Source organism: Desulfogranum mediterraneum DSM 13871 (assembly GCF_000429965.1).
In the GTDB taxonomy this organism is placed as follows: Bacteria; Desulfobacterota; Desulfobulbia; order Desulfobulbales; family Desulfobulbaceae; genus Desulfogranum; species Desulfogranum mediterraneum.
The window spans coordinates 1-20,487 of record NZ_AUCW01000035.1; the positions used below are offsets into that span (position 1 = coordinate 1).

The 20,487-nt window shown below is 49.6% G+C and carries 17 protein-coding genes and 1 pseudogene; 14 read left to right on the forward strand and 4 right to left on the reverse strand.

Going from position 1 to position 20,487, the window contains the following annotated elements; all coding sequences use genetic code 11:
- Positions 1–178 precede the first annotated feature (178 nt).
- Together G494_RS0113570 and G494_RS27170 are read right to left on the reverse strand one after the other, a co-directional pair.
- Complete coding sequence (locus tag G494_RS0113570) at positions 179–2,089, reverse strand: asparagine synthase-related protein (RefSeq protein WP_028584982.1); 1,911 nt, start codon at positions 2,087–2,089, stop codon at positions 179–181.
- A gap of 3 nt (positions 2,090–2,092) precedes the next feature.
- The gene (locus G494_RS27170) at positions 2,093–2,578 is read right to left on the reverse strand and encodes a lasso peptide biosynthesis B2 protein (RefSeq protein ID WP_051305695.1); all 486 of its coding nucleotides are present in this window, start codon (positions 2,576–2,578) and stop codon (positions 2,093–2,095) included.
- 548 nt (positions 2,579–3,126) lie between these two features.
- On the opposite strand from G494_RS27170, the gene G494_RS23505 reads away from it, so the two are divergent.
- From G494_RS23505 to G494_RS0113640, 13 genes are all read left to right on the forward strand, one after another.
- Positions 3,127–4,266: a WecB/TagA/CpsF family glycosyltransferase gene (locus tag G494_RS23505; protein ID WP_084456830.1), complete on the forward strand. Its 1,140-nt coding sequence runs from the start codon at positions 3,127–3,129 to the stop codon at positions 4,264–4,266.
- The gene (locus tag G494_RS0113585) at positions 4,263–5,357 is read left to right on the forward strand and encodes a glycosyltransferase family 4 protein (protein ID WP_028584983.1); all 1,095 of its coding nucleotides are present in this window, start codon (positions 4,263–4,265) and stop codon (positions 5,355–5,357) included. Before G494_RS23505 ends, G494_RS0113585 begins: the two co-directional genes overlap by 4 nt.
- Positions 5,354–6,691 carry an oligosaccharide flippase family protein gene (locus tag G494_RS23510; protein ID WP_051305697.1) on the forward strand — a complete coding sequence of 446 codons (1,338 nt, stop codon included), beginning with the start codon at positions 5,354–5,356 and terminating at the stop codon, positions 6,689–6,691. The genes G494_RS0113585 and G494_RS23510 overlap by 4 nt, the downstream gene beginning before the upstream one ends.
- A gap of 11 nt (positions 6,692–6,702) precedes the next feature.
- Positions 6,703–7,593, forward strand: a complete 891-nt coding sequence (locus G494_RS0113595) for a sulfotransferase family protein (protein ID WP_028584985.1) — start codon at positions 6,703–6,705, stop codon at positions 7,591–7,593.
- An 86-nt stretch (positions 7,594–7,679) separates the two neighbouring features.
- Complete coding sequence (locus G494_RS25590) at positions 7,680–8,651, forward strand: glycosyltransferase family 2 protein (RefSeq protein WP_051305698.1); 972 nt, start codon at positions 7,680–7,682, stop codon at positions 8,649–8,651.
- Positions 8,638–9,567, forward strand: a complete 930-nt coding sequence (locus G494_RS0113605) for a glycosyltransferase family 2 protein (protein WP_028584986.1) — start codon at positions 8,638–8,640, stop codon at positions 9,565–9,567. Before G494_RS25590 ends, G494_RS0113605 begins: the two co-directional genes overlap by 14 nt.
- A 61-nt stretch (positions 9,568–9,628) precedes the next feature.
- Positions 9,629–10,951: a hypothetical protein gene (locus G494_RS0113610; RefSeq protein ID WP_028584987.1), complete on the forward strand. Its 1,323-nt coding sequence runs from the start codon at positions 9,629–9,631 to the stop codon at positions 10,949–10,951.
- A 105-nt stretch (positions 10,952–11,056) separates the two neighbouring features.
- Positions 11,057–12,007 (forward strand): glycosyltransferase family 2 protein, encoded by a 951-nt coding sequence (locus G494_RS0113615; RefSeq protein WP_208597682.1) that lies wholly within the window; start codon positions 11,057–11,059, stop codon positions 12,005–12,007.
- 14 nt (positions 12,008–12,021) lie between these two features.
- Positions 12,022–12,912, forward strand: a complete 891-nt coding sequence (locus G494_RS0113620; RefSeq protein WP_208597683.1) for a sulfotransferase family protein — start codon at positions 12,022–12,024, stop codon at positions 12,910–12,912.
- Positions 12,900–13,916: a glycosyltransferase family 2 protein gene (locus G494_RS0113625; protein ID WP_208597684.1), complete on the forward strand. Its 1,017-nt coding sequence runs from the start codon at positions 12,900–12,902 to the stop codon at positions 13,914–13,916. The genes G494_RS0113620 and G494_RS0113625 overlap by 13 nt, the downstream gene beginning before the upstream one ends.
- A gap of 408 nt (positions 13,917–14,324) precedes the next feature.
- A complete protein-coding gene (locus G494_RS23520; RefSeq protein ID WP_035246559.1) occupies positions 14,325–15,284 on the forward strand; it encodes a glycosyltransferase in 960 nt (319 codons plus the stop codon).
- Positions 15,281–16,498, forward strand: coding sequence for a glycosyltransferase family 4 protein (locus G494_RS0113635; RefSeq protein WP_028584991.1), 1,218 nt, complete (start codon positions 15,281–15,283; stop codon positions 16,496–16,498). The genes G494_RS23520 and G494_RS0113635 overlap by 4 nt, the downstream gene beginning before the upstream one ends.
- A gap of 129 nt (positions 16,499–16,627) precedes the next feature.
- Positions 16,628–18,442 carry a right-handed parallel beta-helix repeat-containing protein gene (locus G494_RS0113640; protein WP_028584992.1) on the forward strand — a complete coding sequence of 605 codons (1,815 nt, stop codon included), beginning with the start codon at positions 16,628–16,630 and terminating at the stop codon, positions 18,440–18,442.
- A 311-nt stretch (positions 18,443–18,753) separates the two neighbouring features.
- On the opposite strand, the gene G494_RS0113645 is transcribed toward G494_RS0113640, so the two are convergent.
- The gene (locus tag G494_RS0113645) at positions 18,754–19,722 is read right to left on the reverse strand and encodes an acyltransferase family protein (RefSeq protein WP_028584993.1); all 969 of its coding nucleotides are present in this window, start codon (positions 19,720–19,722) and stop codon (positions 18,754–18,756) included.
- A gap of 171 nt (positions 19,723–19,893) precedes the next feature.
- Between G494_RS0113645 and G494_RS27685 the strand changes: the two are divergent.
- A pseudogene (locus tag G494_RS27685) lies at positions 19,894–20,115 on the forward strand (transposase); the annotation flags it as partial.
- A 60-nt stretch (positions 20,116–20,175) separates the two neighbouring features.
- Here the strand turns inward: G494_RS27685 and G494_RS0113650 are convergent.
- Positions 20,176–20,487, reverse strand: a 312-nt coding sequence (locus G494_RS0113650) for an integrase core domain-containing protein (RefSeq protein ID WP_028584994.1), incomplete at its 5' end; no start/stop codon positions are given.

The window sequence follows — 20,487 nt, forward strand, 5'->3', positions numbered from 1 at the left end:
GGATGACAAAAGGAGGAAGGGGTAGATCGGGCTGCTGCAGAAGGACTGAGAGACAAGAGACAATATTACACCCGATGCATCTACTGATACCCTGAAGCCACAGCCCTTTTCCTTGTCACCATTCCCGAGTAGACCGGACTCCATCACCTCAACAACATACGAGCCCCCACCGCACCCGTCATTCCCGCGAAGGCGGGAATCCAGTATCGAAGGTACCAGCCAGCCACTGACCCAGAGCAACCGCCGTATAGACCGCCAGCAGTTCGCTTTCCCCGGCCTGGGGATCAAGCAATGCCTCCAGGTATCCCGGTCGAAAGAGCTGGTTCATAGCCTCCGGGGGATCGTGCAACTGCCGAGCCAGGATCCCCTGCCCCTGCAGCCGGCTCATCTTAAAAAAATGGGGGCTCAGATTGGCCTTGGAGAGACGGTACTGCACCCCAGGCGGCAGAACGCCTTCCATGGCCCGACGCAGTATCATCCGGCTCCAGCCGTGCCGGAACTTCTGCTCCGGCGGGATGGCCAGGCAGAATTCAACTACCCTGGAGTCGAGAAAGGGATAGCGCTCCTCGATGCCGTAGCGTGCAGCCATGTGATTGCTGGTCTCCAGGGCAAGGCCCAGATAGGGCAAGGCCATGCTGGCCTGATGGTGGGCGCGGGCATCGCAGACCGGCAGGGTGGTGGCGGCAGCCTGCCGCAGCAGTCGGGCCGGATGGTTTCGCTGAACAAACTCGGGATGAAAAATATGCCGACACCTGCGAGTCTCCTTCAGGGAGCTCAGAAGGACACCATCGGCCAGCCTGGCCAACAGCGGCCTCAGCCCATACCTGGCCGCCAGCCGCAGCAAGCCCTGGCGACTCCTGCTTCTCTTCCTGATCCAGCCTATTTCAGAGAAAAATCGTGCCCAGCGGCCGCGCAGCAGCAACTGGGGCAAGAGCTCATAGCCGTGGGAGACCACGGTATCACCATCCAGGCCGTCGAGAAACACCGCCACCCCGTCCCGGGCTGCCCTTGTGTACATGGCCCTGTGGATGTAGAGGTTGGGATTGAAGAAGGGTTCATCCCTCCAGGCAAGCTCCTGGGACAGGGTTGCATAGGGATCGATGCCCCCCACCTCGACCCGGCGGGGGATAACCGGGGCATACTCCTCCACGGCGGCCATGAACTGTCCTTCGTCCACCAGCCGCTGTTCCTCGGCAGAGAGGCCCGTGTAGACCGCCGAATAGGTACGGAGCGGCCGGCCGCTCTCGGCAAGCCGCGGCGCCGCGCTACAGACGATGGAGGAGGAATCCAGGCCGCCGCTCAGGGCTGCACCCACCGGGCTGCAGCTGCGCAGTCGACACTCCACCGCCTCCTGGAAGCGCTCGGCAAAGGCCTCCCCATAGGCTCCATCATCGGCCAGAATAAGCGGAGGGACCTCGCGGGGCGACCAGTAACGGTACTCACGATGGCGCTCCGGCAATACCTGGAGCCGACTTGCGGGCAAGAGTCTGTTGATACCGCTATAGAAGGTCTCTGCCGGGGCATGGACCGTGCGGAGGAAATAGCCGGCAATGGCGGCTTCGTTGATCGGGAAGGCCGGTCCGGGGATGCTCCGCAGGGCCTTGATCTCCGAGGCAAAGGCGAACAGCCGGGGCGTACAGAGATAGTAGAGGGGGCGCACCCCCAGGCGGTCGCGGGCAGCAAAAAGCTGGCGCCTACGGCGATCCCAGACCACAAAGGCAAAGTCGCCGATCAGCTGCTCCGGGCTCTTCTCACCCCATCTCTTATAGGCATGGAGCAGCAGCAGCGAGTCGGGCAGCTCCTCTTCAAGGCCGGAATCCAAGCCGAGAAGCCGAAACAGCTCCCGGCGGTTGTCGATGCGGGCATCGGCCACCAGGCTGAGGCCGGAGTCCTCACAGCTGAGCGGCTGCTGATCGTAACGATCCTGGGGAGTGGTGGCCAGGAGGGTCTGGCCCATGGCGACAGGGCCAAAGCAGGCGACCCCCTGCCGATCGGGCCCCCGCTCGGCAATGGCTGACAGCATGCCCTGGACCGTGCTATGCCTGGCCGGGGCCTGATCCCGCTGAAAGATACCGACGATACCGCTCACAGCTCAACCACCTGCCCGGAGTTGCGGCAGGGGCCGATAGGTGGCAAGGTCGGCGATCCGACCGATGACGATGGTGCCGCCCACTGTAACCCAGGCATGGGCCTGGAGCCGGTCCGGCCCTTCCTTCTTCACCCCGATATGGAGCTGCGAGGGGATACCGTTTCTGGAGAAGAGGTACTGGGCCACCAGGCCGTTGACCAGGCAGGTGGCCCAGGAGAAGCGCCTGTCCACCAGCTGGACAGCCCAGATGATATCATCCTGGACTGACCGCCTATCCGGATCAACAGGACCTTCAGCCGCAGCTGGACCGTCAGCGCGGGCCTCACCTGCCTCACCACCGTCATCTTTACCACCCACAAAGCGCAGCAACTGGCCCAGGGGCAACAGGGCCAGCCCGACCCGCACGACCAGAGCCAGCAGCACGGCGCAACAAAGCAGCTTCTGCCGCTGCCGGGAAAGGGTAAAGAATGTTTGCAGAGGACGGAACATGAGTGCCGTTTGAATTCTAACTGAGTTTGAATGGTAATCAGGATACATACTGTTCGGCTCATTGCCTGGGGCTGGCCTGGAGACAAACCCTTGGGGCACTGACAGTGAACGTGTCAACGTTCTCACTATACTCATTTGATGGTTTCCGCAAAGAAAACTCCACCATTTGCTGAAGAAAGGTTTAAGAAAGAGTGGTAGAGAACTAATTTTTGACGGAAAAAGCCCTACTCTCAGAAAGACAGCCCGGCTGGAGATCATCAGTGTACTCAAAACTCTTACTGAAATGACTTTTAACCGGCAACCCTTTAACTAGCGCTTGACAACATCGCATTTCAAATATAATTTTAAGTGTTTACCAGTTAACAACGAAGCCCTATCACAAAGGCTCACACCAAGAGGTAGATATTGCAAACCATAGCCATACCCACCCTCGTTCCCGTGCAGCCAGCCCCCTCTCTCCAAAAAATCAGTCCATGCTCATGCCGCCCCACAGCCCTACGATTTGAGCTGCGCCCCTGCTGACCTCAACTAATTTTTCATAAATCATTATGCCATTACCGCCAGATGACCCCATTCACAGGGACTTACAGAGGGATGCCTACTGTCTCCTTGGCCTGCCTGTAGATAATCTCACCCTCGCAGCCACCAAGGCACTGGTTCGTGAAAGAGCGAAGCAAGGCGGCACAACCGTGCTTGCCACCATCAATGTCAACTGGCTGGTGCAGTCATTCAAGGATCCGCACTTTCGCGCCGCCATTCTCAACAGTGACATCGTCACCCTGGACGGCAGACCGCTACTGTGGCTTACCCGGCTCCTTGGTTGCCCCATGCGGGAAACCGTACCAGGCTCCACCCTGATCCAGGAACTCCAGGAAGAAGAACATGAGCAGCCACTCTCCCTCTTTCTCTTTGGGGGAGAAGAAGGAGCAGCAGAACAGGCCATGCAGCAGGTCAACCAACATCAAGGCGGACTCAAGGCGGTTGGCGCCCTTAATCCAGGTTTCGGCACCGTGGAGGAGATGAGCAGTGAAGAGATCATCCAGGCCATAAACCGGGCCAACCCGGACATCCTCCTGGTGGCCCTTGGCGCCAAAAAGGGGACCCTGTGGATCGAGCGCAACCGACATCGCCTCAATGCCAGAGTGATCAGCCACCTGGGCGCCACCATCAACTTCCTGGCTGGAACGGTGCAAAGAGCCCCTGGTTTCATCCAAGAGATCGGCATGGAATGGTTGTGGCGCATTCTCCAGGAACCGAAACTGTTTCGCAGATATGCATCCGACGGCCTCGCTCTGGTCCAGTTGCTGATGAGCCGGTTCCCCCTCTGGCTCCAATTTCTGGCATGGCAAAAACAGCTGAGCCATGAAAAATGCACGAGCATCGTCGGCCAAGAGGAAACCCCGGACACACTCACATTATCCTTTGGACGAAATATTCAATTGACAAAGGATGCCTCAATACTGGACACTGTGAGAAGCACTGTTGCCCTTAAGAAAGATATCATCCTCGACTTCCGAGATACCCACTATGCAGATAACGCCTTCATGGGACTGCTTACCCTGGTGATCAAAAACCAAAAACAAAGCGGCAAGGCGCTTGATTGCATTAATATTCGCGGCAGGCTAAAAAAGCTCATCTCTCTCAACGCTATCCAAACCGACATCCGAGCAGCCAAAAATATACAATGAAGATCACCTTTATACTCCCCTACGCCGGATTAGCCGGTGGCATCAGGGTTGTTGCCATCTACGCCGAGCTTCTTAAAAAGCGCGGGCATGAGGTGACGGTCGTCTCCGTACCCAGGCGTCCACTTACCATCAAGGACAAGATAAAGACCCTGCTCAGGGAGAAGAGATGGCCCTCACAGTCACCTGAACCGTCACATTTCGACAAGGTGGATGTACAGCATACGGTCCTGGAAAAATTACGCCCCATAACGGAGTATGATCTACCGGATGCAGACGTCGTCATCGCGACCTGGTGGGAGACGGCTGAATGGGTCAACGCCCTTCCCCCCTCAAAAGGAACAAAATTTTACTTCGTGCAGCATCACGAGACCCATGCCGGCCTGCCTGTTGAGAGGGTGAAGGCCACCTACGCGCTGCCCCTGCGCAAGATTACCATCTCCAAATGGTTGATCGACATAATGGCAAATGAATACGGGGACAGCAACGTTGCCCTTGTGCCCAACAGCGTTGACCATCATTTTTTCAATGCACCGGAAAGAGGCAGGCAGCAGCAGCCCACTGTTGGCTACCTCTACTCGACAACCCATTATAAGGGTTGTGATATCATCCACCGGGCCTTGGCAAAAGTTCAGGAGACCATCCCCGGACTCAGGGTGCTTACCTTTGGCTCCTGTCAACTGTCGGAAGCCCTCCCACTCCCGGAAAAAGCTACCTTTTATCACCAGCCTTCCCAGGAAAAAATCAGGGAAATCTATAGTTCCTGCGACTTCTGGCTCTTCGGAAGCCGGGTCGAGGGGTTTGGACTCCCCCTCCTTGAGGCAATGGCATGCCGTACACCGGTCATAGGGACCAACGCCGGAGCAGCTCCGGAGCTTTTCACCTCTGGTGGAGGAATCCTACTCAAAGATTGGACTCCGGAGACCATGGCTGAAACAATAATCCAGGCAATTGGTTTATCCGAACAGAGCTGGAAGCGTATCTCAGAAAAAGCCAGGACTACCAGCTCAGGCTACTCCTGGGATGATGCCGCCGCCCTGTTTGAAAGTGCGCTGTCTGCTCTTCAGCCTAAAAATAGCGTAAAAAGTTCATGACCATACTGCAAAGGTGCGCAACCCTGTGGACCGAGAAAAACTCTTTCAAGACTCGAGTACTGCGAGGCTCCACCTGGACCGTCGCCGGTCATGCAGTTAACCAGTTTCTCAGACTTGGTTCCAACCTGATCCTCACCCGCCTCCTCTTTCCAGAGGCGTTTGGCCTCATGTCCCTTACCCAGGTTTTCATGACAGGCCTGGCGATGTTTTCTGATATAGGGATTGTCCCGAGCATCATCCAGCACCCACGCGGCAAGGAGACGGCCTTCCTGAACACGGCCTGGACCCTCCAGATTATCCGGGGATTCTTCATCTGGGGAGTGGCCATGCTCCTTGCCGGCACCATTGCCGCTTTCTACGGAGAACCCCTTCTTGAACCCTTGCTCTATGTTGTCGGCTTCAATGCCGTTATCCAGGGATTCAATTCAACCAAACTGGCCACTGCCAACCGCAAGCTGGTTTTAGGGCGACTAACCCTGCTGGAACTGGGTTCTTATATCATAGGGCTAATCGTCATGATCAGCAGTGCCTGGGTAACCCGCTCAGTCTGGGCGCTTGTTTACGGCGGACTGGTTGGCTCCTTTGCAAAGATGCTGTTCAGCCATCTATTTTTGGACGGAGAAGCCAACCGCTGCAGATGGGAGCGAGAGGCCTTCCAGGCCCTGCTTAAATATGGACGCTGGATTTTTATCGGTACGGCTTTAACCTTTCTGGCCGGACAGGGAGAGCGCCTGCTCATGGGGCGCCTGTTGGATGTTAATTTTCTCGCCTTCTACACCCTGGCCTTTACCCTGAACCAACTCCTGCCAACGACCTTTCAACAGATTGCAGGCAAGGTACTTTTCCCCTCTTATGCAAAATTATATCGGGAGGGAAACGAGAAATTCTACCAATTCCTCAAAAACGTACGCCTTTTGAACATAGGCCTGAGCTGGATAATATCGCTGATCTTTATCTGGGGTGGAGTGGAGCTGATAGGGTTTCTCTATGATCCGAGATATGCCAGCGCCGGCTGGATCCTGCAAATTATTGCCTTTGGCGCCCTGGTCGGCTGCCTGAGTGGCTCGTACAGCGGCGTACTGATGGGGCTCGGCAAATTTCGCCAGTCTTCTCTTTTACTTGCACTGCAGATTATTGTTAAGTTTACATTAATGTACGCCGGTTACCTCTTCTGGGGAGAGAAGGGCTTGGTGATCGGTACGGCCTTAACAGGGCTGTTCATCTATCCGGCAACGGCAATCTACTTTTCACGACTTTCCCTGTGGCAACCGGAGATAGATGTTCCATTTATTGCGCTGGCAATAACCATGTTATCGTACTTCCTTATACAATAAACAGCTGTAACATGACCCATCTCGACAGAGATCCAAAAACGATATCTTCACAAGACAGAGCACTGTTGTGTGCACCGGTGTTCATTGTCGGCTCAGGTCGAAGCGGAACGACCTGGCTGCAACGATTGCTGACAGAATTCGATGGCGTTATCAGTGGTCAAGAGTCCCATTTCTTCTTCATGTTTAACCAGGCATTCGAGGATGTCGAAACACAGGCAGCTACTCCTAGGAAAACGGGCCTCTCCTGCTACTGGAAGATCGATGAATTTTATACAGAGATGCAGCAGGTATGGATGAAAACCTTCTCCCCTCTTCTCCAGCAAAGCAACAACCCGCAACTGCTTGTGGAAAAAACACCTGGTCACGCCTTATATATAAGCAGGATAGCAAAATTTTTACCAAAATCCCGCTTCATCCATGTGATCAGAGACAGCCGTGCTGTCTCAGCCTCACTCATCGCTGCCAGCAAAAACTGGGGAAGCAACTGGGCAGCCGGCAGTGCTAAGAGTTCAGCAACAGAATGGTGGCGAATGGTTACTGCAGCACGCAATCCGGCTCTACGCCAAGATCCATCAAGATATCTGGAGGTTCACTACGAAGACCTTCACAAAGACACCGGCAAAGAGCTGAAAAAGGTGTTGGATTTTACGGGAATCAAATACCCTGAAACAGCCCTGGAGGCAGCTGTCGAAAGCCAGCGCTTTGCCAAACAGAAAAAGTCAGGTGGTACGAATATTGCCGATGTACGAGGTACAATCCTAAGAGAACCTGATGGATTCTTCAGAAAGGGAGAAATTGATTCCTGGAAAAAAGACCTTTCTTTTATTCAAAAATTAATTATCTGGCGCTACACTCGCAGATTGATGAGGGAATGCGGCTACTCCTGGGATGGCAGGGTCTGATGACGTCTTGAACGCACGCCATCTTCTTAATGCACTTAAAAACAGCTTTGTAGTTGCCCAAGCATCGCCCTGGGAAGTGAACTCAAATGAACAATTCAGACACCAGCTTGGTCTCGATCCTGCTCCCGGTATTTAACGGGGCTAACTACATTGAAAAGGCGATAGAGAGCATCCTGACTCAATCCTACCGCAACTTAGAACTGATCATCATTGATGATGGCTCGACAGACAGTACTCTGGAAATTATCACAAAAATCCAGGAACGTGACCCGAGGATAATTTTTTCAAGCCGTGACAACAGAGGACTGATCGCAACCCTGAACGAGATGATCCCCCTGGCAAAGGGAGAATATATCGCTCGCATGGATGCAGATGACATAAGTTATCCTGAACGCATAGCCAGCCAGGTGAAATTTCTTGAGCAACACCAAGAGGTAGTGTGCGTTGGCGGCTGCATATCGATCATTGACCACAAAGGTCGGTTACTTACCGACTTAGACCTTCCAAAAGAAGACGAAGAAATTCAGAAGATGTTACTGGAGGGCGTTGTCAGCATCTGCCAAGGAACGGTGATGCTGCGAAAGGCCCAGTTACTACAAGTCGGCGGGTACGACCCGACCATGGATGCAGCCGAAGACCTGGATCTATGGCTGAGATTGGGAGAAGTTGGCAAACTTGCAAACTTACCTTTACCCCTGTTGAAATATAGATACCACACAGCCTCATTATGTCACAACAGCATGGCAGCACACCAAGTGAACGCTCGGCGTGCCTGCGAACGGGCCTGGAAACGACGAACCATCGAGGGGCGCTTTACCGCTACAGAACAGTGGCGTCCCGGTTCAAGCCCTGCCTCAGTGCATCAATATATGCTCAAGTATGGCTGGTGGGCCTTTAACAGTTGCCAAAGGAAAACAGCTGTAATCTATGGCCTCAAGGCGATCCAAGCCCTTCCTACCCAGCTGGAGAGCTGGAAACTGTTGGCCTGCGCACTCCTGAAACCCATGCCGAAACTCGCCGATAAAGCTCAACGAGACCGAACCCATGCCGCTGGTTAGCATTATTGTCCCCATGTACAATGCCGAGCGCTTTGTCCAACAGGCGCTCAGCTCAATTATTCAGGAACAGTCAGTTTCTCTGGAGATCATCGTTGTCAATGATAAGTCCACAGACAACTCCCTGAGCAAGGTGACGGCTGTTGACGACCCCAGGATCCGGATAATCGATGGTCCGGGAAAAGGTATCGCAGCCTGCTTTAACGCGGGACTTGCCGCTTCCCGGGGCGAGATCATAATGCGATGCGATGCCGACGACATCTACCCGCACGATCGAATCAGGCATCAGGTACGATGGCTAGACGATCATGCAGATTACGGCGCTCTCTGTGGCGGCTTTACTGCCATCGATCCCAAGGGCCAGCACCTAAGCATCCTGACTGAAAAAAGGCAGCCTGAAGAAATCTCAGCTGAATTAAACCAAGGTATCACCAGAACGCATTTCTGCACCTTTGCGGTACGGGCAAGCACCTTGAAAGAGCTGAAAATGCGGGAGTTTTTTACCACAGCCGAAGATATCGATCTGCAATTACGGCTCGCTGAAAAATGTCGCATCTGGTTTGAGTCGAAGGTGTATTACCACTACAGGCTCCACGATTTATCGATAACCCATAGCCAGCCCAACGCGGAACGTATTTTTTTTGAACATACCGCGAGAGAATTTCAGGAGCAACGCCAAAAATTCGGATCGGACGATTTGGAAAAGGGAGTTCCGCCGTCACCTACCCAGGAAAACGGGAATGAGAATGATACCACTCAGGCCGCCTCTCATATACAGAGAATTCTCCTTGGTGAGGCCTGGAGGAAACATGCCGAAGGAAAAAAACTCGAATCGATCAAAATAGGTTACCGATCACTGCGCTCCAAACCCAGCAGCATGAAAACCTGGAAGAGTTTCTTTGCCCTTCTTTTAAAATAAAGCTGAACCAAATTACTCTCTATGCACTTCACCATACCTCATCATACAGGAACGCAATAAAATGAGCCTTTTAGTTCCGGTCATGCTCTTTGGCTGGGTCCCCTTGACAGTGCTCCTCTTTTTCAGGATAAAGCCCCATCACGCGGCCCTTGTCTGTGTTATCGGCGGAATGCTCTTTCTCCCCATGACGGGTTACAGCTTCTCTGGCTTTCCTGACTATAGCAAAGAAACTGCCATTGCCCTTGGACTCATCTTAGGCGGGAGATTGTCGGGCAAAGGTCAAGAGTTCCCCTTAAAAATACAACTCTATGATATGCTCATGATCGCATGGTGCCTTTGCCCGATCGCCTCCTCGCTGACAAATAACCTGGGAATCTATGACGGCTTAAGTTCCTCTCTAGCGCAGAGCCTGAAATGGGGGGTCCCATACTTTGCAGGTAGAAAATATTTCTGCGACAAAGAGTCCTTAAAGGACCTGCTCCTTGCGCTCTTGATAGGAGGCCTGCTCTATGCGCCGCTATGTCTGTATGAAGTGCGGATGAGCCCGCAACTGAGCAACATTATCTATGGATTCTTTCCACATTCCTGGGTGCAGCATCTCAGATATGGTGGATATCGGCCAATTGTGTTCATGCAGCATGGCCTGATGGTTTCGCTGTGGATAGCTATCGCTGCTACCGCTGCGTTATGGTGCTGGAGAAGTCAACTCATCACCAATGTAAAGGGTATCCCCACAAGTGCGCTATTCATACTACTCACCATAACCTGTTTTTTTTGCAAATCAGCCAATGGATTCTTTGCCTTTACAGTTGGATGCGTACTATTAAAACAGCCTAAGCTTATCTACCTCACCCTCCTATCCATCCCGTGCTACCTGGTGCTGCGCATGAACAACGTGATCACCATTGATGATCTCACGACTTTCACCCACCAATACCTAGATACAGAGCGTGTTGATTCACTGGCCATTCGACTGTTGCAGGAGGATTTATTTTATCAAAGGGCCCTTGAACAGCCCTTCTTTGGCTGGGGAGGTTACGACCGTGGAAAACCAATTGATCCACACACTGGCCAGCCGATCAAGATCATGATCGATTCCTTATGGATAATCACCATGCGTTCCCGGGGATTTGTGGGGTTGATTACCCTGTTCAGCGCCATGCTCATTGGGCCCTGGTTATGGTTGCAAAAAGTGAGAAAATACAAAAAAGATGACCCTGAAAATGACTTCTTACCTCAGGTATTGCTCAGCCTCATTGTGGTCCTATTCATGATCGATTCCCTTTTAAACGGTATGATCAACTCGGTTTACATTCTCATTTCAGGTGCACTCTTGGGAACATACTTAAAGAGCGATCGCTTAATGCCTGAGCCAAAGGAATAAGCGACACAATGTATCTTGGATGCAACCATGTTCAAGCAACAACTCTGGTGAACACATATATACGTCCTTGCCACTCTTGTACCACGCATAAGGCAACATACTTTTTTGCAAAAACCAACCATTATGACCGATTCTCCCAAAAGACTCTGCGTTGTAATTGTCAACTACAACACGGCCCAGTTGACCTTGAACTGTATCGAATCGTTAACAGGCCAAATTGATTGCTCCAAAGATCGTGTTGTGGTTGTTGACAACAACTCTGAAGAGACAGATATCCAACACCTGAAAAGAGGTGTGGAAAAAGCCGGCTTATCTACCTGGGTGACGATTATTGCCTCTCCGGTCAACGGCGGGTTTGCTGCCGGCAATAATCTGGGCATCAAAGCCGTCCAGGCAGAGTATTATTTACTGACCAATGCCGACACCATACTCCGCCCCAAGGCCATAGCTGAGCTACTTAGGGCTGCATCTGCTCACCCGCGGGGAGGGCTTTTCAGCCCTCGGCTCGAATGGCAGGACGGAGAGCCACAGATATCCTGTTTTCGGTTCCACTCTCCCGTATCCGAATTCATCAACAGCGCATCCACTGCCCTGCTCACTCGCCTGCTCAGAACATTTGACGTCCCCTTGCCAACCATCGACGAGGTAAGCAGACCGGAGTGGACCAGCTTTGCATGCGTGCTGGTCAGAAAGGAAGTATTTGACAACATCGGCCTCCTTGACCAGGAATACTTCATGTATTTCGAGGATGTTGAATTTTGCCGTCGTGCAAAATCTTCAGGGTATGAGATAATCAACTGGCCTGCAGCCCATGTCGTCCACCTGCGTGGCCAGAGTTCCGGGTTGAAAAAAAAGCAAAGGGAGAAGAAGAGATTACCAGCGTATTATTATCTCTCCCGGGCAAGGTATTTTACCCAATTCTATGGCAGAATGGGCTTCTGGGGGGGTAACCTCTGTTGGCTGGCCGGACGTCCCATCTCCTGGGGCAAAGAAGTTGTACTGGGAAGAGAGCGGGCTGTCCCCGAAGCTCAACACATCGATATATGGAAAAATTAACAGGTGCCAATACAGTGAATAACACGGATACAGATCAGCTGTTCAAACCCGACTTCATCATTATCGGGGCAATGAAGTGTGCTACCAGCACCCTCCATGATCAACTTGCAGCGCAACCGGACTTCTTCATGAGCAGCCCAAAGGAGCCCAACTTCTTCAGCAACGAGGAGGTCTACGCCCAAGGTATCTCCTGGTACTCATCACTCTTTAGCAAGGCCCAGCCAGATCAGCTTAAAGGCGAATCCAGCACCCATTACACAAAACTGCCAACCTACCCCGATACCGTCGCCAGGATCGCGCAACATTGCCCTGATGTCAAGTTGATCTATGTGATGCGTCATCCGCTGGATCGACTGGTCTCCCACTACATCCATGAATGGACCCAGGGAGTGATCTCTGTCAGTATCAACCAGGCCATACACCGCTATCCGGAATTGTTGAGTTACAGTTCCTACGCCATGCAACTTGCCCCCTACATAGAGTCCTTTGGAACCTCTTCGATCCTGCCGGTTTTCCTTGAGCGCTTACACGATGATCCAGCCAGAGAACTCCAGGCTGTTTTTGAGTTTTTGGAGGTTACAACTCCACCCTTCTGGGACGATACCCTGCGCAGCAACGTATCCGCAGAACGCATCCGTCCCTGCGGATGGCGCGACGCCCTGATCAACAATCCCTTTTTAAGTGTGATTCGAAAAACCATGGTCCCCAAGTCCTTTCGGAACTGGGTACGAAGCCAGTGGAGCATGAAACAACGCCCCACACTCTCCCCAGAGAGCCGGGAGCATCTTGAGCAATTATTTGACCGTGATTTAGCAGAGCTCGGCAGCCTGCTCGGGCTGAAACTCTGCTGTCAGAACTTCAAAGCAGCGGTCACCTCCCCCAAAAGGATATCATGGAGCGTCTAGAACAGATGAACACCAGGAATCAGGATCTTGTAGGCGTTGTGATTATCGCCCGCAACGAGGGAGAACGCTTAAAGCGCTGCCTGGCAAGCGTACTCGACCAGGCAGATAAAATTGTATACGTGGACTCCGGATCTTCTGACGGCAGCGTCGCCTATGCACAATCATTGAATATAGATACGCTCCTGCTCGATATGAGCACCCCCTTCAGTGCCGCCAGGGCAAGAAATGAAGGCTATCGACGCCTGATGAAACAGCATCCGGATATTCACTATGTTCAATTTATTGACGGTGACTGCGAATTAATCCCTGGGTGGCTTGATGCTGCAGAAAAACACCTTTCAACCCATCCTTCCTGCGCCATAGTCGCAGGGCGAAGAAAAGAACGTTTCCCAGAGGCTACTCTCTATAATTTTTTTTGTGATCTTGAGTGGAATACACCTGTTGGTGAAGCCAGGTCCTGCGGGGGCGATTTCATGGTCCGACAATCCGCCTTTAACGATGTTAATGGCTTTAACCCTGTGGTCATAGCGGGAGAGGAACCAGAACTCTGTTTCCGGCTAAGGAAAAAAGGCTGGATTATCTACCGACTGGATCAGCTGATGACGGTCCATGATGCCGCCATCACCCATTTTTCCCAGTGGTGGAAGAGATCCATGCGCGGCGGTCATGCCTATGCACAGGGCTTCAGCCTGCATGGGCAGGATAAGGAGAGATATTGTCTTCGCGAATCATCAAGAATTTGGTTTTGGGCAGTTATCCTGCCGATCCTCATCTCTTTGCTGGCTTTATCGCTTCACCCCGCGCTTATCTCTTTGGCCCTTATCTACCCGATACAGATACTGAGGATGGCACTTGCAAGTGATTCACGGATTCTCGACCGGAGACGTTCCCTGATTTATGCTTTTTTTATCATGCTGGGCAAATGGCCGGAAATGGTCGGGCAACTTCTCTTCATAAAAAGAAAGCTATTAATGAGCAGGCTATCCATCATAGAATACGGTTAAACGTCCCTATCAAGAGCTTTCATTATGAACCCTTATTTTTCAATTGGTGCTGAAAGATAGGGTACCACCCTTCCAGGTTTAATGCTCTCAGGGACCTCTGGGAGCTATGTTCGAATCTGATGCAGGATCCGGAGAAAGTAAATCGGCTGCAACTGTTGAATGGGTACTACGACGATCACTATCAATAGAAGCACCCCTTGCCAAAGCTTATTTTAGAATATAACCTAAATACCTTTTAATTTCACCTGGAGAGAACCATAACAGAGCGTTTCTCCCTGCTTAATGTAATCGTGATAATAAGATCGGTGAGATCGACAGAGTTTTTATCAAATCGTCAAAACACCACATTGAACTGCCCAGCTAACAGTGCACACAGGTCTCTTCAAACAATGATCAATAAAGGATCCCATGAACGACAAAAATAGCTACCTTATAATTTCGCCCTGTCGCAACGAAGCTCAACACATGAGGCAGACGCTCGACAGTGTGGTTAAGCAGACTGTCCTTCCTTCCTTATGGGTCATTGTTGATGACGGTTCAACTGACCAGACCCCATGTATATTGAAAGAATATGCTGATAAACATGAATTTATCAAAGTAGTAAGCAAAGAAAACAGAGGCCATCGCAGTGTTGGGCCCGGGGTCATTGACGCCTTTTACGCCGGCTACGATACAGTTGATCTTAACCAGTTTGATTTTCTCTGCAAGTTGGACCTGGACCTGGACCTACCAGAGAAGTACTTCGAAACCCTGCTCAAACGAATGCAAGAAAACCCTCGTATCGGCACGTGTAGCGGCAAGGCCTACTATCTTGACAAAAATGGGAACCTGACCAGTGAAAAGTGCGGCGACGAGAACGCTGTGGGTGCATCAAAATTCTACAGGAAAGAGTGCTTCCTGCAGATTGGCGGCTTTATTCGCCAGGTAATGTGGGACGGGATCGACGGGCATCGCTGCAGAATGTTGGGCTGGATAGCTTGCAGTTGGGATGACGATGATCTTCGATTTATCCATTTACGGCCAATGGGTTCCAGCCAGAAAGGAATAATTACCGGTCGAATGCGCCATGGTTATGGGCAATATTTTATGGGCACAGGACCTGTCTACATGACTGCATCGGCTTTATATCGCATGACCCGTTCGCCCCTCATCATCGGCGGACTGGCAATGTGGTGGGGATATACCAAAAGCGTGCTTGCCGGAGAAGAACGCCTTGAGGATCCCGCTTTCAGAGCTTTTATACGTCGATACCAGTGGTCCTGTCTCTTACGCGGCAAAAAGAAAACGACGGCCTCCTATCACCAACAAGGCGCCTCTATCTGGGATCCGACCTGCCCTGAAGTTACGCAAGCAACTATAAATCAATGAAAACCATCGCCTACCTTGCTCCTGAAATACCTGCCTTATCCGCGACCTTTGTCTACAACGAGATACTTGCCCTCGAAGAGCAAGGTTACACGATTGTTCCCATTTCGATTCATGAGCCTTCCTCACCTGCAAGAGACAAGCGCTTAGCCCACATAAGCGACCGTACTCACTATGTATATAAAAACGGATTCTTAAATTTTCTACTTGCTGGCCTGCTAATCTTCCTCTTTTCACCTAGAAAATTCTTGCAGGTATTGGCAACAGTATCGCGGGATTCCCTACAGTTAGGCTTATTAAACAGGGTGAGAATAGGCCTCTTCTACCGGCTACTTGCCTCTTTCCAGGTGGCTTTGATCTTGCGGAGAAAAAAATGTGACCATATTCATTCCCATTTTGCCCATGTCCCAACAGATATTGCCATGTATGCCTCAGCTCTGGCCGGCATACCGTTCAGCTTTACTTCTCACGCAAATGATCTCTTTGAACGCTGTTGGTTACTGCAGGAAAAAATTGCTCGCAGCAAATTCGCTGCTACCATTTCCGAATACAATCGACGGTTCATTGCCTCCAAAGGAGGGGATATTTCAAAGGTACACATCATCCGCTGCGGAGTTGACAGTTCCCGATTTGCTCCATCATCTTGTTTACAACAGATGCACTCCCCATGCAAGATAGGGAGCCTTGGCCGGATGGTAGAGAAAAAGGGGTTCGATGCGCTGCTTCAGGCTGCTGCAATATTGCTTAGAGAGGGCATGAAATTTAGACTAAGTTTGGCGGGTAGCGGTCCACTGGAAATAGATTTGCGAAGGCTATCTCATGAGCTTGGAATAGATCAGGTTGTAGATTTCCCAGGCCCCATACCAAATGAAGAGGTGCCAACCTGGCTGAACAAACAGGATATTTTTATCCTACCTTGTCAACAGGACATAAACGGAGACAAGGATGGCATCCCTGTGGTACTCATGGAGGCAATGCTTTGTGAGGTCCCTGTTATCTCAACAAATATTTCCGGGATACCAGAACTTATTACCCACGAGGAAGAAGGCCTACTTACCAGCCAACGATCACCAGAAGAGCTTTCCACCGCTATCAAGCGTTTGATGAATGATGTAATTTTGTTAAATAGAGTTAAGCTAAAAGCTGCTGAGAAAATTAAAAGTGAATTTGACGTCAACATCAACGCAGGGAAACTCATAAACTTGATTTCAACTTGACTTTCAGGAGCAAGCAGAAAGATTCACAATAGACATTGTATTTTAACAGTAACAACAAAACCTTTAACATCGATATATAAAACACTTAGTGTATATCCGGTAAAAACACTAACAACAGGAGACACCTAAATGCACCTCCAAAGATTTATTCTTTTCTCAAAACCTAACATTTCAACAACATTTAACACTATCACCCCACATATTATAAGATATCATTTTATCCTGCTATGCATCTTAGCGATATCATCCACTGTGTTGCACCCTGCACTGACTTTAGCTGAGGGGATCGACCTCCCTAAGGACAGTGATGGCTGGACCATTTTCAGCCCGTCAGACGACTCTAGAATTATATATGTTGCCGCAGACGGTAACGATACCACCGGCACAATTTATAATAATAACGACAAGGCGATTGGTTACAATCCGCTTAATCCTATTGGCCCAATCAACGCTTTCGCTTCATACGCTGCTGCGGAACGTCACCTCCGCTCCGGCTACCCCGACTGGTTACTTTTCAAGCGAGGCGACCTTTTTTCAAGCAACACTATCAACCTTAAAGATGGCAGGTCCGCAACAGAACCATCATTGATCGCAGCGTATGGAACTACAGGAGCAAGCCCTATTATAAAAACGGGTAAAAATATAGCCCTTCGCCGTTGTTGCAAAAGTTTTAGCTGGATAGCAGTATCTGGTATTGAATTCTATGCTAACACTAGAGATCCTGATTCAGCTGAATACATAAATGGCACAGGCAATAGTGGCATCAGTATTTATATAGCAGGAGACGGTAATTATACTGGCGAGGGCTTATTGATCGAAGGGTGTAAATTCAGTTTTTTTACCAACAATGTGATTACTGCATACGATAACACTACCGGCATCACTCTCAGAAGAAATGCAATACTGGACAACTATAATGACTCGGCGCACGCACAGGGACTATACACCCACGGAGCGTCAGTGCTCTTGGAAGAGAACATTTTCGATCACAATGGATGGTACTCCAGAGCTGGCAGCGGTGGCATTGGGCAAGCTACAGTCTTTAATCACAATACATATTTTGCAAATTCAAAGAATACAACTTTTTCTGAAAATATCTTTCTCCGCCCTTCAAGTATTAATAACAAATGGACTGCGAATAACGGAGCTTCGAGCGCAGCTAATATTGTTATGGACAACAACTTGTATATTGACGGCGAGGTAGGAATAAGTGCAGGGGGAAACAAAACTGAAGGCTTACGATTCGCTAACATAGCCATTAGAAATAATGTTCTCATCAACATCGGGAGATCCAGACCTACAAACAGAACATTAGCATGGGGCATCGACACGCAAGATTGGAATGGAGGCTCAATAGTCAATAACTACTTGATCAATCAACCTCTTGACACAATTACTAACACCTACGGAATACTTGTTTCTGGTAAATTAAAAAACGTTCAAATAGCCAACAATGTCATTCATGACATGCGCCATGCCAGAGGCTTGATACTTGATGACTCGAGAGGAACGGATGTCTCCAATATGTCCTTCACCAACAACAAGATACAAATTGACCGAGATGCCTCATACACAATAAATGCAGAATACGCCCCAGCAGGCAAATGGGTATTTAGCGATAACACTTACTACTCTAGCAGAACCGAAGGGACTCGATACAGAATAGATGGGGCAGACAAAACACTTGCAGAATGGCAAGCCGAAACCGGAGACAACTCCACCTTTACCAACTGGCTATTCTCATCCCCTAGTCGCTCTTTAGAAAGCTATCAGGCCACCATAGGCAATACTCCTAGTATAGAAGCGTTCATATCAGCCTGCAGGGCCCAAAACCGCTACAATTGGGACCCCAGATACTCAGCCAAGGCAGTTAACACATGGATTAAAGCCGGATTTTATAAATTCCAACCACCATCAAACTTTAAACTTACACTCTCACAATAATCTGACTTCCAAATATCGTAGGGGTAAATCACTACTCTTAACACCAAAAAAACAGGCCTGAGGTGGTATAGAAAAAGTGAGGTGCCGCTAAAAATCCAAACAACCCCTTAAGTGGTACTCCTCGACGCCTCATGTGGATTTAATTAAAATGATCAAATACACATGAGGCGTCGAGGAGTCCCCTCTGGATAACTTATCTTGGGATTATAATCACTCTTGACTGTACAACTCAAGCAGGTAGACACAGCAACATTAATCGTTAACAATCAAAATGTTAACTGCAAAACCGAGTAAAACTTATTAGTCATTTGTCACAGCCTGAGGTTACTTGTTATCTTTTTCCCGATGTCTAACCAATATTTTTCGAAATAATGTGTAGACAAGTGAGCTAACAAAAACGTAACACCAAACAACAACGGCCTTTTAAGATATTTTACAAATTTCCCCCCATCTCCAAGACATGTATCAACCAGTACACCATGAAATATGTATAGAGCAAAAGAAATACTTGCCAAATAAAATAAAAATCTGTTTTTCAACAAAAAATCAAACTTCCAGCTAGAATCTGAGAAGAGAGTTGAGCCAACTAACAGCATCGCAATATAGGGTCTAAAATAGTTTGTAACACCAGACAGAGGGTGTGCAGAAAATATCAAAAGTGCGAACAGAAGGAAAGGATTCAATTTCCCGATAAACGATTTAACATTTGAAAAATCACTGTGATAAATTAACGCCAAAATGCAACCAGCCAAGATTTCGTCTATCCGATAGTATGTATTAATAGCCATTTCTACGCCATTTGACATTCGAAACAAAGTTATGAATACACTAAAGATGGGGATCAACCAAAACGATTTTTCTTTTAACAAATACACTAGCATCGCAATCAGAAAATAGAATTGTACCTCAACACACAAACTCCAATAATGACTAGTTATATCCATTAGCCCCATTGGGGGCCAATTAGCGTAAAAAAGAAAGGAAGAGAACCACTGATGCGAGGAAGCATCCTTTAAAAACAAGGTAACTGCGAGGACCGACCATGCCAGTGGAAAAATCCGCATCACACGCCTAATTAAAAAACTTTTTATGTCATTATCTTTAACCAATATATTGGTTATCAAAAAGCCCGATAATATAAAAAACAACACCATTCCCGTAGCAGCCACAGCTCCATTCATTTGCCATCTTTTGATTCCTAGTGGAAGTAAATGACCAGCAAGAACTAATGAAATACTCACTCCCCTCCATCCATCTAAAACTTTAAATCTGTTTTCCATACTTGCATTGTATTTCTATTTAATAATTTCGTGATTACCACTGATCCTCAACCACATTTATTTTTTTTTTAAAAAAAAAGGGGGGGGGGGGGGGGGCGGGCGGAATTAGTCGCTATATGACTAACCGACCATGTCATAATCCACCAAGACCAAAACAAACGGGGGATTATCATGGCAAAGAATCCAATTCAATTTCAGAAAGGTTTAAGTTTGACCGAGTTTCTTGCTCAGTACGGTGACGAATCAAAATGCTACCAAGCTCTGTTTGCATTCCGATGGCCCCGGGGTTTTGTGTATCCCAGGTGCGGACAAACGGGCCATTGTCAAATTGCATCTCGTAAGCTTCTTCAATACAATTATTGCCATGTTCAAACATCGCTGATTGCCGGGACAGAGATGGCTCCGTTCGTTTGGACAAGCTTTACTGCTTCTAAGGTGGAATCTCCTGCCTGGTTACGCTGCCTGTTCGACCGTCGGCAACATTACGGCATACGCCTCATCGGGCATCTTCTTCTCTAATTTTGAATGGGGTCTATTGCGGTTGTACCAATCAAGATAGCGCATGATCGATTTGCGGGCCTCGGCGATTGAGTCATAGGCGAACAGGTAGATCTCCACATATTTCACTGTACTCCATAAGCGCTCAATGAATACGTTATCACGCCAGGCTCCCTTTCCGTCCATGCTGAGCTTGCAGCCGCGATCTCGTACCGCCTTGACGAACTCATCAGCAGTGAATTGACTCCCTTGGTCAGTGTTAACGAT

What these genes read in the sequence shown, in the direction of transcription:
- G494_RS27170 (WP_051305695.1), bottom strand. Translation starts at nt 2,578, where the DNA reads ATGTTCCGTCCTCTGCAAACATTCTTTACCCTTTCCCGGCAGCGGCAG.
- G494_RS23505 (WP_084456830.1), top strand. Translation starts at nt 3,127, where the DNA reads ATGCCATTACCGCCAGATGACCCCATTCACAGGGACTTACAGAGGGAT.
- G494_RS0113585 (WP_028584983.1), top strand. Translation starts at nt 4,263, where the DNA reads ATGAAGATCACCTTTATACTCCCCTACGCCGGATTAGCCGGTGGCATC.
- G494_RS23510 (WP_051305697.1), top strand. Translation starts at nt 5,354, where the DNA reads ATGACCATACTGCAAAGGTGCGCAACCCTGTGGACCGAGAAAAACTCT.
- G494_RS0113595 (WP_028584985.1), top strand. Translation starts at nt 6,703, where the DNA reads ATGACCCATCTCGACAGAGATCCAAAAACGATATCTTCACAAGACAGA.
- G494_RS25590 (WP_051305698.1), top strand. Translation starts at nt 7,680, where the DNA reads ATGAACAATTCAGACACCAGCTTGGTCTCGATCCTGCTCCCGGTATTT.
- G494_RS0113605 (WP_028584986.1), top strand. Translation starts at nt 8,638, where the DNA reads ATGCCGCTGGTTAGCATTATTGTCCCCATGTACAATGCCGAGCGCTTT.
- G494_RS0113610 (WP_028584987.1), top strand. Translation starts at nt 9,629, where the DNA reads ATGAGCCTTTTAGTTCCGGTCATGCTCTTTGGCTGGGTCCCCTTGACA.
- G494_RS0113625 (WP_208597684.1), top strand. Translation starts at nt 12,900, where the DNA reads ATGGAGCGTCTAGAACAGATGAACACCAGGAATCAGGATCTTGTAGGC.
- G494_RS23520 (WP_035246559.1), top strand. Translation starts at nt 14,325, where the DNA reads ATGAACGACAAAAATAGCTACCTTATAATTTCGCCCTGTCGCAACGAA.
- G494_RS0113635 (WP_028584991.1), top strand. Translation starts at nt 15,281, where the DNA reads ATGAAAACCATCGCCTACCTTGCTCCTGAAATACCTGCCTTATCCGCG.
- G494_RS0113640 (WP_028584992.1), top strand. Translation starts at nt 16,628, where the DNA reads ATGCACCTCCAAAGATTTATTCTTTTCTCAAAACCTAACATTTCAACA.
- G494_RS0113645 (WP_028584993.1), bottom strand. Translation starts at nt 19,722, where the DNA reads ATGGAAAACAGATTTAAAGTTTTAGATGGATGGAGGGGAGTGAGTATT.